Origin of the sequence: Spartinivicinus ruber (genome assembly GCF_011009015.1) — a bacterium.
GTDB classification, from domain to species: Bacteria; Pseudomonadota; Gammaproteobacteria; order Pseudomonadales; family Zooshikellaceae; genus Spartinivicinus; species Spartinivicinus ruber.
In genome coordinates, this window is record NZ_CP048878.1 from 3,475,950 (window position 1) to 3,490,904 (window position 14,955).

Consider the following 14,955-nt stretch of genomic DNA (forward strand, 5'->3'; position numbering starts at 1 on the left):
TATTGACGAGATACTGGTCAACACGTTTTTTGAACCAAATCACACCACTCGTTCCGTTAACTCTCATAATTCGCGTCATTACTCAAACATTCAATTAATAAAGGTGTGAAAGTGAGAAAGCCAAATAGAGCAATCATTAAGCTGGCTGCTGTTTCTTGTGTAGCGTCAATCTTGATTACATCCCCAGTATTTGCAGCAACAGAAGCTGTTGAAAATGCTAAACACTGTCAGCTTGGAGAAACTTCCGATCCATATACAGGCCAATCAGTATCTTTTTGCGGTATCGATGGTCTCGCTCTTGTTGAGCTAGATATAGCAGCAGCATCAGTAGATAATGCTAAAAATCTGGGTATTGACACCAGACAGCTTTTACCTGTCAGCGAATCTTCTCAACGAAATCTCTCTTCTTCTAAAAACCCTAATATTGCCTTCAGTGCATGGGGTGGAGCATCAAAGTGGACCGATGGCATTGTTTATTACCAATACAGTAACCGCGAAATCAAACTTAGTTACTACGATACCGTCTGGACTGAGTGGGTAACAAAGTCTTGTGCCAACAATGCCCAAAAAGGTGACTCAATTTGGGTAGAAAAAAAATGTATCAAGCGAGACACTAAAAATACCAAAGATAATTGGGTCCAAGTAAAAATTGCCAATGAAGGTAATGAATGGGTTCTCATTGAAATTCCCAAAACAAAAAAAGAAATTGAGCAAACAAAAGCTGAATACAAAAAAATTATTCGTCAAACCATGGCCTCTGCTATGGAAGAAATCTCTGATAATGCAGCTATTAAATTTGTCCCACGTATCAATGAACCAAACTATATCAATATATTCATTGGGTCAGGAAACTATTCATACCTTGGCATGACAGGCACAGAACAGCCCCTTTCAATGGCTAACATTAAAAGCAAAGGCATTGCTATCCATGAAATAATGCACGCTTTAGGTTTTGCTCACGAACAAAGCCGTCATGATCGTGACAATTATATTACCGTTAACTGGAAACAAATTGGTGGTGACTGGGGTGGCCAGTATCAAAAACTAGGTGCCTTTTCAACACAATATGGACCCTATGATTTTGATTCAATTATGCACTATGCCGCTTGGAGCCCTGCATCAACAAAACATGGCAGCACAGCTATTACCACCAAAGATCCAGCTAATCAAAAGCGAATTGGTCAACGCAAGGGACTAAGTCCTCTCGATATTAGTGCATTACAGCAAGTCTATGGCAAACCACATGCAATTACTACTGGAACAAATTCCAAGCCTTCACTCACTTTAGCTGAAAAACAACGCACATTGACTGCAGGAGCCAATTACGGTTTACGAGTTTCTATCAAGGACCAAGAAACAACTGGTGAGCAACTTAAAATAACAGTAACTTCAAGCAATCAGGCTGTTTTAGCCAATAGTAATATTAGCATCAAACCTGGGTCGAATGACAATGAGCGACTCATCATACTTCAAACATCCAACCAGTCTGAAGGTAAAACACAAATTACCATTCAGGTCCGTGATAGTCATGGGTATACTGATGAAAAAGTATTTGATTTAGAAGTAATGTCCCAAAGCAACAGTCAATGTAAAAATAAAGTCAATGATTATTATCCGGATTATTCTGCAGATCCTAGAGCGCTGGAAAACTGTATAATAAAAAGTAGTTTAGCCTCTCAGTCGGAAAAAAAATACTATTTTGTATTTGTAACTCCAGGTACAAAGCAGTTGAAAATTACCCTCAATGGAGGCGAAGGCAATGCAGACCTTTATGCCTCTCTAGCAAAAAATGGTTGGCCTACATTATCACAGTTTGATTATGCTTCTACTCAGCCAAACACAACAGAGGTCATAACTATCGACAACCCTGTACAAAACCAATTCTATCATGTCATGGTTAATCCCACAGCACCTTTCAGTAATGTATCGATTAAAGCAGAGCTCATTAAATAATTATTAATACACCTAAGTCTGGAGATCACTATGTTCTCCAGACCTTCATACAAAAATTCACTTTTTTCCTATTTAACCAAAAAGTCTTACTCGATATTTCCCTTTATGATTGGGATAAATTCGACTGATATAGTCTTTTACCGCCGCTTGTAATGACTCTTGATCACTGAATACTAACTCACCATAGTTCGGATCAAACAAACGGTACTCTGTTTTTCCCGAATCAGTAGTATTTATCGCTGCTCCTATGGCATGTCCCCCTCCACCTTCAGACAAATAAATACCAATATCGTAATAGCCTGGCTGATTTAAACATGCAGCAAGCTTGTCCAATTTTAATTGATTTTCACGCAGTAAATAGCCCTTATCGTTTATTCCATAGTCCGCTAAATAATCAGCTAATACCTTTTTGTCTGTGGCTTGCCTTGCATTCCAGCTCGCATCTGCATGACCAGGGGCACCCCCATAAATATCGGTATAATAATGTATTGCCAACTGAAAAACTTCTTCCCGACCATCAACTGCCGTTTTTTTTAATTCAGTGTAATAGGGTCCAATATCAGAAAAAAAGTCAATATTATGAGCTAACGAACCAAACCATTTCATCACTAGTACCGCACAAATTCCCCCCTTACCAAATGGAGAATCACCTATATAAGCACCTTGAGAAAAACGATTAAAAATAGCATTATCATACTTTTTTATTAGCCGTTTAATAGTAAATATTGGGCTTAACAGTCCTTGACGACAATAGAGAGTTTTAGCTTGTTGATTGGTAGGCACTTTTATTAAGTTACTAATTTTAATTCCTTGTTTATAAGCAGTTCGTTCCTTTGTTACTCTATAATCATAGTTCCCAATAAGTTTCTCTGCTATTTGAGAAATAGTAAGCTGCAACCTTCTACCAGCCCAATTGTCTGAGTTCGATTCATTCGAATAAAGATTACTGGCTACTAACTGCTGGGGTTGAGAATTAACTGACGGAAATAAATTTGGTACGTTATTCATCAAATATCCTTATAAAATTTCAAATATCCCCTTCTCGAATGATTTTTAGGGTTTGTTGTCGTCGCTAAGCACACAAGGATGGTGTGAATACAGCTTATGCAGGAGCAACAAACTGTCTTACCCCAATCATTTATAAAAACATAAACTCATGGGGCCTCATCGCTCGACGGCCTCCCCTAAAAACCATTCGCTTTGGCTATAACCACTAAAAATACAATTTAGTCCTGAAGGATTTGTGCTCGCTGCTGTGCAGAAGGAATAAAGCAATATTGTCGTTTACCAAACCAACGATAACGACGACTGGCAACAAAGCAATAAAGCTTATCTCTATAACGTCGGGGAATAAGCTTTAATACTAATAGTATTCGCCATGGCCAAGCAAAATATTGGATTATCTTTAAGAATGCTTCAAGATGGGTATAACGCTGGCCCTTTTCCAGGTAAATCATGGTATCAAATTCATCCAGTGGCATTTCCAACCAACTCAATAAGCGTTGCCCTACAGGGGATTGAACTGTCGCCATTACAAATTGATGCTGCTTATCTCGCTTTAATACAAATTTTGACCAGCCGGTACATAATACACAAACACCATCAAAAAGAATAATTTTTGGATATTGCTGGACTTCTGGTGGTGTCATTTTACTAAGCACTGCATAGCACGCTCTAAGCCATCCATTGTCATTGGGAACATATTATTTTCAACCTGCTCACGAATCATCTGACAAGATTGATAGTACTCCCAAGTCGCTTCAGGTAACGGATTCAGCCAGGCAATATGAGTAAATTTATCTTTAAAACGTTCCATCCAAGTGGCTCCCGCGTCTTCATTCCAGTGTTCAACACTTCCCCCAGGCATAGCAATTTCATAAGGAGACATAGCTGCATCACCAACAAAGATCACTTTATAATCCGAGCCATAGGTACGCAATAATTCCCAGCTGGAAAAACGGTTCTGATGGCGTCGAAAATTATCTTGCCAAACAGACTCGTAAATAAAGTTATGAAAATAAAAAAATTCCAAATGTTTAAATTCAGATTTTGCTGCAGCAAACAATTCTTCACACTGTTGCACATGATCATCCATAGTGCCACCAATATCCATCAAGAGCAGTACTTTGATTGTATTATGGCGTTCCGGCACCATTTTAATATCCAGCAAACCACCTTTTTCGGCTGTGGCTCGAATGGTATCATTCAATGCTAACTCTTCCGCTGCTCCCTCTCTGGCAAACTTACGTAGCCGTCTTAATGCCATTTTAATATTTCGAGTACCAAGCTCTACCTCACCATCCAGATTTTTAAACTGGCGTTGATCCCAAACTTTAACTGCTCGGCGATGCCTGGAGCCCGGTTGACCAATCCTAATACCTTCGGGGTTATAGCCAAAAGCACCAAATGGTGAGGTGCCACCAGTGCCAATCCAACGATTCCCTCCCTGATGCCTCTCTTGTTGTTCATGTAAGCGCTTTTTAAAAGTTTCTAGTAATTTTTCCAAACCACCTAAAGACTGTATTTGTCGTTTTTCCTCCTCAGATAAATGCCGTTCAAAGGCTTTCCGTAACCATTCATCTGGAATAAGCGTTTCTAACGCTTTAGTTAAGTCATCAAGACCATTGAAGTAATGGGCAAACGCTTGGTCAAAGCGGTCATAATAGCGTTCATCTTTAATCAAACAAGTACGCGACAAATAATAAAATTGATCAATATCAGCAAAGACTACCTGCTTTTCCAAAGCAGCCAGTAAATCTAGCCATTCCCGAATAGTCACAGGAATTTTTGCTGCTCTGATCGTTTCAAAAAATTGGATTAACATTGCTGTTTACCGCTTTCTACGTGCCATAAAGGCTAGTCGCTCCAGCAGATGCACATCCTGCTCATTTTTTACCAATGCCCCATACAAGGGTGGAATAGCCTTACTGGCATCACGATCACGTAAAATATCAACAGATATTTCATCTGCCATTAGTAATTTAATCCAATCAATCAGTTCTGACGTTGACGGTTTCTTTTTCAAGCCTGGCACTTCTCTCAGCGAGAAAAAGATTTCCATAGCTTCTGTCACCAGTTTTGCCGCAATACCAGGATAGTGAACCTCAACAATCTGGCGCATAGTGGACTGATCAGGGAAGTTAATATAGTGGAAAAAACAGCGCCTTAAAAATGCATCAGGTAACTCTTTTTCATTATTGCTGGTAATAATAATGATAGGCCGGTGTTTTGTTGTAATGCGCTGTTGAGTTTCGTAGACATAAAACTCCATTTTATCCAGCTCTAATAACAAGTCATTAGGAAACTCGATATCAGCCTTGTCAATTTCATCGATTAACAATACTGTTGGCTGATCCGAATCGAATGTCTGCCACAGCTTGCCTTTAACAATATAGTTGCCAATGTCATGAACCCGCTCATCACCCAGTTGAGAATCTCTTAACCGAGACACCGCATCATATTCATACAGTCCTTGCTGCGCTTTGGTAGTAGATTTGATATGCCATTGAATCAGCGGTAGCTGAAGAGACTTGGCCACCTGTTCAGCCAGCATGGTTTTACCTGTGCCAGGCTCACCTTTAATCAACAATGGACGTTGCAAAGCGATTGCCGCATTCACTGCCATGGTCAATTCATCAGCAGCAACATATTCCTTGGTACTTGAAAATTTCATTATGTTTATACTAGCTATCTTTGTTATCTAAAGCCTTTGCATCAACTGCGTTGTATAAATGCAGTTTCACTACCAAGCTACTGTAGCGAATAATGATTAATAAAGGAAGCATGCCCCTATCAATATCACTCAAACAAAGTTGATACCTACAAACTTTTACATTAGAAACTACTCATTCATAATTACTGGCGATATTCACTGCAATACTAATAGCGAGTAAAAGCTAATTATAATGCCTTATATCCTCCTGATATCTATACCTAATTACAAGTCAAAGCTTCGCTGTACAGAAAAATATCTGCTTAACTATATACTAAACAAAATATTCTGTTAAAAGATTCTAGGTGTTAGTTATTTCCCCTCAACTAAACAGATATGAAAAAAACTATAAGCGAAGTAAAAGCGACTATCAAATCAATAATAACAGTCAATAGGCTAGTAGTATTTGCCTTTGCAATAATAGGCAACTACGCTCTATGCTCAACAAACAAACAGGTAGAAGATGTCGACTTATATATTAATAAATTGCAAAATAAAAGTTCTATAACCGCTATAAGAGAACTTGGTTTTCTAGGAGAAAAAGCAAGTAAAGCTGTTCCCTACTTAGCCAATTTTATAAATGATGAATGTCCTAATACATACGATAGAAACTACAGCTCAAGTTACCATAAATGTTATGAGGCGATAAATGCTCTAGGAAGAATTGGAGCTGCATCAGTTAAAGTACTTATAAGCAAATTGAATACCAACAATACTAGGGTCGTAAAATCTATTATCCAAACAATTGGTAATATTGGCACACCAGCAAGCCATTCTATTTCTTACTTAGCCGATTTTATTCAAGGTGAATGTGATGATATATGTGACGAGGCAATTACTGCACTTAGTAAAATTGGTCAACCAGCTGTTAATATATTAATAAGTAAACTCTCCAATGAAAAAGTAACTGATGACATTATTATTGCCATTGGTGCTATAGGACCTAATGCATATACTGCCATCCCTTTTTTAGAAAATTTTATAAATGATGAATGTAATAGCAGCTGTTTTGCAGCTATAGACTCCCTCGAAAAAATAGGTGAAAAATCAATTGACACTTTACTTGAATATATCAATTCTAAAAATCAACTATTGCAAGAATATATACTCAATGCTATTGGTGAAATAGGAAATTCAACTGATAAGGTAATAATTCCATTATCTGGTTTAATAAATGACGACTGTAATGATATTTGTTTTACAGCAGTTGAAGCACTGGGAAAGCTTGGCAAGCCTGCAGTCAAAATTTTAAAAAACAAACTAGAAAGTAATAATGAAGTGTTATTAGAACGTATAATTTATGCAATAGGAGTTATTGGAAAATCAGCAAGCAACACTATACCTCATTTAAAATCCAAACTAACCTCTACAAACAACATAGATATTAAAAACTCTATAATTCTTACCCTTGGCAAAATTGGTCAAAAATCAAAATCCGCAGTACCTGAATTAATCAATTTATTAGATACACCAATAAATGATTCTCTTACATTTTATAACAATAATTACAATACAGTAATCAATACAATAAATACTCTAGGGAAAATTGGTATGGCAGCGAGCCCCAGCCTACCTAAATTAGCCAAACTATTTTATAAACATAGAAAAAATGAAGAACTATGCCACATAATAATTAAAAATACTAACGACATCTTAAAAGACAGCTTAATTAATGCAAACAACACATCCATTTCCGAAATAGAAAAGATAACAACAAATATAGAATCTTCATTTAAAGACTTAACTAATAATCCTACACTAAAAGATATAAAAATCGCAAATACATCACTATCCAATCATATAAAACTAGAAAAGAAAAGTCTTAAATACGAAATAATATACTGGATCAATCAAAACATTTTTATTTTCTGGATATCCATCTATATATCATCCCTCATATTAATATGGTTAATTATATTTTTAGCAAAACCATTATGGATTTTAAACGTTAACGAAAGTATAAAATCATATACAGAATTTCAACTGCCATCTTGGTTAGGAGGAATGAAGTTACCTTTTAATTTAGTACTTATTGTTGGTTTTTTTCATTACCGACCTAGGGTTCTTGATGCTTGGGTTAAATCACATATATATTCAGCCCGTGAGCGTTTCTCCCAAAAAAGCACTGTATATGATAGAAAGGTTTATATCCCTGTACCTGTGGAAATAGATGGCGAGTTACTAGACTCATTAACCCTTACAGCATTAGAGAAAAGAACTAGAAAAAAAAAGTTCTGCTTACTTATTTCAGGAGAAGGGGGCTCAGGTAAGACAAGTCTTGCTTGCCAAATCGCAAAGTTAGTAATGGAAGAAGAAAAAAATAATAGGCCTTCTTACCATATTATGCTACCAATATTATTAGAACATGAACTGGACGTAAATCTATCAGAAGACAGTGATACTTTACTGACAGTAATTGGAAGACAGCTACAAGACTTAATTGAATCCCCAGCACCTATTCCTGAAAGGCTATTACAATACTTACTCCAATATCAACGCCTTTTAGTTATAGTTGATCACTTTTCTGAAATGACCACGGAGTCATGCAAGCAATTTCATCCAGAAATACATACTTTTTCAATTAATGCTTTAATAATAACTTCTCGAAATGAAGAAAATCTTGGTGGTTGCATTAAATCAGTAATTAAACCACTAAGAGTTTCTGGTAATCATTTATCATCATTTATGGAAGCCTACTTGGTTAAACGGCAGAAAAGAAATTTATTTGATGATTCAACTTTCTTCAAATACTGTAGTAAACTTTCTTCAATAATCAGTAATAGAGAAATTACTGTTATGCTAGTAAAGCTGTATGCTGAACTAATTATTTCAAAAGTGGAAAGCAATTGTGAAGCCCAACTACCAGAAAGCATACCAGATTTAATGTTAAGTTACCTGAATAACCTTAATAAAAACATTCATAAAAAAAAGTTAGATGACCTAACAGTCCATCGCGATATGAAAACTATCGCCTGGGTATCTCTCAAAACAAATTTCCAGCCATCATCACCTCTTATTGCTGAGGTACTTTCTGAAATGGAAGGAGAAAACAAACAAGAGCGACTTAAATACCTTGCAAATCAACTAAGAATAATTCATTTTATTCAACCTGCACAAGAGCGTATACGCATAGCACTTGACCCCCTTGCAGAGTACCTTGCAGGTATAAAAATAGTGGAATCATTTGCTGAACAAACACATTTTTGGCATACTTTTTTCCATGAAATCGATGACAAAATCATCTCACGTAAGCATATTCATGGATTTTTACTTGCTATATGGGATTGCTGTCTTGCCAATCAAAGTCATATTGCTATCCCCCTCTTTATTTACGATGAGCTCAGCCTAAAAGTTGAGAGATCTGCAGCAATGGAGCAAGAGTAGCAGCTTGCTTAACTTTTCCTAATTATCACTATACCTAAGCCATTAACTGCTGTATATTTGAACAGCATGGAAACTTAATTGAGAAGGTATAAATAATGGCTATCAACAAAGTTCAATTTCAAAAAGGCCTGAGTTTAAACGAGTTTCTCAAACAATATGGTACAGAAGAACAATGCTTTAATACCTTATACAAATTGCGATGGCCAGAAGGTTTTCAGTGCCCCAATTGTGGATACGACAAATGCTGTCAACTCACTACTAGAAAGCTTCAGCAGTGCTATAAATGTCACCAGCAAACATCTGTAACTGCAGGTACTATCTTTGAATCAACCAAATTACCATTAAAGACTTGGTTCCAAGGGATGTATTTGATCTCCCAAGACAAAAAAGGTATATCAGCCATAGAATTACATCGCCATTTAGGTATTTCCTATCAAGCTGCCTGGAGAATGAAACATAAGCTCATGAAAGTGATGCAAGAAAGAGAAGGCACCAAGCAATTGTCGGGTTTTATTGAAATTGATGATGCCTATCTTGGTGGTGAGCGTACAGGTTGCAAAAGAGGTAGGGGAGCAGATGGGAAAATACCTTTTGTAGCAGCCGTAGAAACAACAAAACAAGGTCAACCGACACGAATTAAACTGAGCATTTTAAAAGGGTTTAATAAAGAAGAGATAACGGCTTGGAGTAGGCAGAATTTGGCCAAGGGCAGTACCGTAATCTCCGATGGACTGGCCTGTTTTAATGGTGTCATAGAAGCAGGTTGTCTTCATGATAAAATTGTATGCGGTGGTGGTCGTGCATCAGTAGAGGAACCTGAATTTTATTGGGTTAACACCATCCTTGGAAACTTAAAAAGTGCTTTACGTAGTACTTATCATGCTATTCGCGCTAAATATGCACAACGTTATCTTGCTGAATTTCAGTATCGATTTAATCGAAGATTTAGCTTAGTAGAATTTATTCCTAGGCTAGCATTTGTAGCACTGAGAACACCTCCACTACCAGGTAAGCTACTAAATATAGCTTAGGTATGATGATAATTAGGTAACTTTTTAACTATGAATTAATTTTTCATTTGTTTGCATTATATCTATAAACTAATCTAGTGATAACTAAACTTTTAATTATTCGAGAATAATTTTGAGGGTCCTATGTCACATATCAATTTTATTAATAATATATCCTTTATTATTTCAGCTATTTCTATCTTCACGATCAAAATAACTCTGGCAGAGATATCCCCTCAAGAAGTTGAATTATTAGAAACTAATTTAACTCCAATAGGAGCAGAAAAAAAAGGAAATAGCACAGGTAAAATCCCTGAGTGGACTGGAGGTATCAAAAAAACTGATATACCAGTAACTTTTACCAAGCCAGGACAACACTATCCTGACCCTTATCCTCAAGACAAGCCTTTATTTACGATTACTGTAAATAACTTCAAACGATATTCAAAAAACCTAACCAAAGGCCAAATGGCATTATTCTATTCTTACCCAAAAACCTTCAATATGCCTATTTACAAATCTCGTCGCTCTGGATCACTCCCCTCTTTTATTTATAAAAATACTTATAAAAATTCAACTACTGCAAAGCTAATTAACAATGGCAATGGATTCACTGGAGCCTATGCTGGTTTTCCATTTCCTATACCAAAAAATGGACTAGAAGTCCTATGGAATCATATTGTTCGTTATCGTGGAATATACATAAAACGTAAACAGGTTATTGCTTCCGTTCACCGCAATGGTAATTATACACCGATTACTCTCTTACAAGAGGCATATTTCCACTATTATAATCCACATGGTAACGAATCGACATTAGGAAATGTTTATATCTATTATTTATCCGAAACTCTTGCTCCAGCTAGGTTAGCAGGGAGCCTTTTATTAACATTTGAAACTCTCGATCAAGTAAAACAACCTAGATTATCTTGGGCCTATGATGTGGGCCAACGCCGAATTCGACGGGCCCCAAATGCCTCTTATGATACTCCTATTGATTTAGCTGATGGGTTAGTTACTATTGATGATGTTGATATGTTCAGTGGTTCCCCCAACCGATTCGATTGGAAACTAAAAGGTAAGCAAGAGATTTTCATACCCTATAATAACTATAAGCTAGTTAGCCCTAGTTTAAAAAATAATGATATCTTAAAAGTTGGACACATTAACCCTGATTACACCCGTTATGAACTACATCGAGTTTGGGTTGTGGAAGGTACTCTCAAAAAGGGAAAACGTCATATTTACTTTCAACGAACCTTATATCTAGATGAAGATAGCTGGGGAATAGCTATTGCTGATCTTTATGATATCCGAGGAAAATTATGGCGGGTCAATATGGCTTATTTACTGAATTACTATGATCAGCCGACAACATGGACAAGCCTAGATGTATACCATGACCTTCAGGCTCGACGCTATTTTGTAGGGGGTATAGCTAACGAGATGAAAAATTATATAACATTTTCTAATATCCCACCAAACAAAAGTTATTTCAGACCAGCTGCACTTAGACAAAAAGGTAGAAGATAAGCCATCATTAGTTATATAATCTATCCATAGTTATAAAAAATTTATTCTCTCAGGAGAAGTCAATTACTTTCAAAAATCATACTTGATTATCAATGCTATATTATCCCTATCATTAAGTTTATTCCGTCGCTCAGCACCAAAAAAATTCGAATAACTAATACCAGCCGATACTGTGTTTAAATAGTTTAGACTCAATGAAATAGTCGCGGCTTTACGATCTTCCATAAAGCTGCCTGTCCTTCTTGAATTACCATCTACATCATGTTTAAAGCGAAAAACTGGATTTAAATTAATACCTGCAAATACATCATTCCATACTCCCGATAATACTAAGGTATACCCCCAACTAAAGCGATCTAACCTTTCATGAGCTGGAGTATAGTCACTAGCAAAAATTATTTTATTGTAAGGATTTGAACCGTTTGATATAAACTTATCATAATCATCAGTACCTAAGCCAGAAATCATTTCAAAGTGAGGCTCAAATAACCCTATAAAGCTATCAAAACCTAGAGAGGGGCCAAAATTATGCATAAATACTAATGAGCCAGTCCATAATTCAACTCGCTCAAAGTTACTATACCAACTTCCTAAACATGCCTTATTATTAACTCTCGCTTGAGATACATTAAATGTATCTCCAGAACAAACAGCAGAGTAACCTGCTGCAACTTGATTAGCAAGAGATGTTGCATTCAGGGATATTCCGGCAGCCAAATCCTCTGGGTGATCAATCCACATAGGCATATTCGGTCGATAAGCTAACTCACCAGCAATAGATGTTCTTCCAATCGCGGTATTGAAGCTCACCCCATAGATACGAATATCTTCAGGAAAAACTCTCCTTACAAATAAATCGTTTGATAGAATGTGATTCGATGATAAACCCGCAATACATGTGCTAGCTTCATCAAAGGCTAAGCCTAATCTGGGATCCAAACATAGATTTTTTATTATAATACTTTCTATTGAGTTAAAGTTTTCTACTCTGCCATTATTAGGTATTATGGCTTCTATAAAGGGTACTTGAGCATGGTAATTAATATAATACAATCCAAACTCTGTTCCATTGAGATCTTCAGCAAAATACTTAACATTAACTCCCCACTGACCTCCATCAGACGCACTCTTTTTCTGTCTAACATCTGCAGCAACTATATATTCTTGTGACGAGTTTGTATTGATATTTAAATCACTATACAAATTTGAACCTGGATTCAATAACGTTTGATAAGCTGTTGCAATAGCCATTACATCAACACTTACTGGCTTATATCCCTTGTCAGCCCCTTCAGCAAATGTATCATTATTGTTAAAATAGGAACCTCTAGGGGGTACTATTGCCTCATCCCATTCCAACATATAGTACGCCGCTATAGATGTATTATCAGTTAGCCCTAATGTGAATGACAAAGCCATTTGAGGTATCAATATGTCTTTTATCTTAGATCCAGGTAATGCGATTTGAACAGCATCTATTGGATTAATTGTATTAATACCTCCTCTATAAAACAAGCCTTCTCCCCAATTTAATACTTGTTGGCCAATGCGTATATCGACTGGTTTTTCATCTATATGGAAATCAATAAAAAGAAAAGCATCTAATACTGAAGCATCTTTACCAATTAAACGATCAACTCTATTATTAAAACCATCTCCATAAGGGTAAGTGTTTATTTGATTTGGAAAACCTTGACGTGTAAGGCGATTATTAGCGTCAATCCAATTCGTAGGTTGGCCTATTACGACACTATCATAAAAAGCCCTTCCTCGAATAAAAATACCAATATTTTCAACTCTGCTTTCAGCATTTGAGTAATTAGCTTCTAATTCAAAAGTAAGCTTATAAAGACTAGAAACCAGCCCTGTATCATAGTTACGATTACCATCATTAGAATTTACATCATCATGGGTAGGCTCAGTATCATTCCCATATTTTCGAGTATCTCGTCCCTCCACTCGCCACATTGCCCCATAAGATAAGCTAGTATCCAGTGAACTAGTTATCTCTCCCCCATGAATTTTTAGTGTTATAAAAACACTTAGTAGCATAAAGCTTTTTCTAGAATAAATAAGCACTACCGACAAAAAAATATTATTGATCACGTTACTATTTCAATGATTGGGATTAGAAAATTATTGGTTTATTTATATATTTCGGCACACTTTTCCATGTATTAAGTAATATCTACTTTAGATATTCAAGTACTTTTACGGCTGCATAAATAACTTGAACACCTCCTTTTGCTTATAAGATAGACTATACAGTTAACTATATTGTAAAAAGCATATAAAAAAATCGCATTAACAAATTAATTATATGCCAAAAATTTGCAACCTATTTAACCAATGAACCGAAAGCAGATCCTTTTTTACAACTATGATTGGGCCGGAAAAGATTAGCCGGCTAGTATACCCTCTCACCTAGATATTGCTTAGTTGCACTTGTTAGTTGAATCCACGCTTCATACTGAGTGAAAGAGTACAATAGTTATTCTATTTTGGACACTAACTCCCCTAGCCGAAATACCGCCAGTTGTCCTGGCTCTAAGGTATTCCAAGCTTCATTAGTGGTTAAAGGTTCTGTTGCAATCACAGTGACCACATCATTAGGGGTAGTTTCTTTTTGAAAATCAATGCTTAATTCTGCATCCTTCAAAACCGCTTCCGCAAATGGAGCTCGCCGGGTTAACCAGGACAGTTTTGTTGAGCAAAAGGCATAGAGGTAATTCGCTTCACTCAAAAGCAAATTAAAAACCCCATATTCATTTAGATGACAACACAGCTGATGGATGGTTTGCCATAACAATTCAGACTGTTCAGGCATGGTAGGAAACTGCTGCCTTATTTGGGCTAACATCCAGCAAAAAGCATGTTCACTGTCGGTAGTACCTACTGGCAAATAAAACGATAAAGGCAGATCTTGCTTGGCTTTTTTTAGTTGGCCGTTATGGGCAAAGGTCCACTTTCGCCCCCATAACTCCCGAATAAAAGGATGGGTATTTTCCAAACAAACACGACCAGAATTTGCCTGACGAATATGGCTAATGACAATGCAGCTTTTAATAGGGTATTGCTTTACCAGCTCTGCCACCGCCGATTGATAGCTCGGTTGGCTATCACGGAACTCCCGAATAGCTTTCCCTTCATATAAGACAATCCCCCAGCCATCTTTATGAGGCCCAGTACGCCCACCACGTTGCATCAACCCGGTAAAACTAAAACAAATATCCGTTGGGACATTGGCACTCATGCCTAATAATTCACACATAACAACAGTAGCCAAGTTAACCTAAATATAACTCATTTGCCTACTATACCACGATATAGCCTTTAATTTGGGTATAATCATCTGGAAAAAAT

General features: G+C 36.6%; 10 protein-coding genes. 4 read left to right on the forward strand and 6 right to left on the reverse strand.

Annotation, left to right across the window (positions count from 1 at the left end; translation table 11 throughout):
• Positions 1–111: 111 nt before the first annotated feature.
• On the forward strand, positions 112–1,953 hold the full coding sequence (locus tag G4Y78_RS15985) for a M12 family metallopeptidase (protein WP_163833974.1): 1,842 nt from the start codon (positions 112–114) through the stop codon (positions 1,951–1,953).
• A 72-nt stretch (positions 1,954–2,025) separates the two neighbouring features.
• Here the strand turns inward: G4Y78_RS15985 and G4Y78_RS15990 are convergent, their stop codons facing one another.
• From G4Y78_RS15990 to G4Y78_RS16005, 4 genes are all read right to left on the reverse strand, one after another.
• Positions 2,026–2,961 (reverse strand): YopT-type cysteine protease domain-containing protein, encoded by a 936-nt coding sequence (locus G4Y78_RS15990; RefSeq protein ID WP_163833975.1) that lies wholly within the window; start codon positions 2,959–2,961, stop codon positions 2,026–2,028.
• 218 nt (positions 2,962–3,179) lie between these two features.
• Positions 3,180–3,602: a thiol-disulfide oxidoreductase DCC family protein gene (locus G4Y78_RS15995; RefSeq protein WP_163833976.1), complete on the reverse strand. Its 423-nt coding sequence runs from the start codon at positions 3,600–3,602 to the stop codon at positions 3,180–3,182.
• A complete protein-coding gene (locus G4Y78_RS16000; RefSeq protein WP_163833977.1) occupies positions 3,599–4,777 on the reverse strand; it encodes a vWA domain-containing protein in 1,179 nt (392 codons plus the stop codon). The genes G4Y78_RS15995 and G4Y78_RS16000 overlap by 4 nt, the downstream gene beginning before the upstream one ends.
• 6 nt (positions 4,778–4,783) lie before the next feature.
• Positions 4,784–5,626, reverse strand: coding sequence for an AAA family ATPase (locus tag G4Y78_RS16005; protein WP_163833978.1), 843 nt, complete (start codon positions 5,624–5,626; stop codon positions 4,784–4,786).
• Positions 5,627–6,001: 375 nt separating this feature from the next.
• Here G4Y78_RS16005 and G4Y78_RS16010 point away from each other — a divergent pair, with 375 nt between their 5' ends.
• The 3 genes from G4Y78_RS16010 (at position 6,002) to G4Y78_RS16020 (ending at position 11,592) form a co-directional block, all read left to right on the forward strand.
• A complete protein-coding gene (locus G4Y78_RS16010; protein WP_163833979.1) occupies positions 6,002–9,049 on the forward strand; it encodes a HEAT repeat domain-containing protein in 3,048 nt (1,015 codons plus the stop codon).
• 95 nt (positions 9,050–9,144) lie between these two features.
• Complete coding sequence (locus G4Y78_RS16015; protein ID WP_163830705.1) at positions 9,145–10,080, forward strand: IS1595 family transposase; 936 nt, start codon at positions 9,145–9,147, stop codon at positions 10,078–10,080.
• Positions 10,081–10,203: 123 nt separating this feature from the next.
• A complete protein-coding gene (locus tag G4Y78_RS16020) occupies positions 10,204–11,592 on the forward strand; it encodes a DUF1329 domain-containing protein (RefSeq protein WP_163833980.1) in 1,389 nt (462 codons plus the stop codon).
• Positions 11,593–11,661: 69 nt separating this feature from the next.
• Here G4Y78_RS16020 and G4Y78_RS16025 read toward each other — a convergent pair whose 3' ends face one another.
• Positions 11,662–13,698, reverse strand: coding sequence for a DUF1302 domain-containing protein (locus G4Y78_RS16025; protein ID WP_163833981.1), 2,037 nt, complete (start codon positions 13,696–13,698; stop codon positions 11,662–11,664).
• Between the two features lie 385 nt (positions 13,699–14,083).
• Positions 14,084–14,863: a class II glutamine amidotransferase gene (locus G4Y78_RS16030; RefSeq protein ID WP_163833982.1), complete on the reverse strand. Its 780-nt coding sequence runs from the start codon at positions 14,861–14,863 to the stop codon at positions 14,084–14,086.
• Positions 14,864–14,955: the final 92 nt, after the last annotated feature.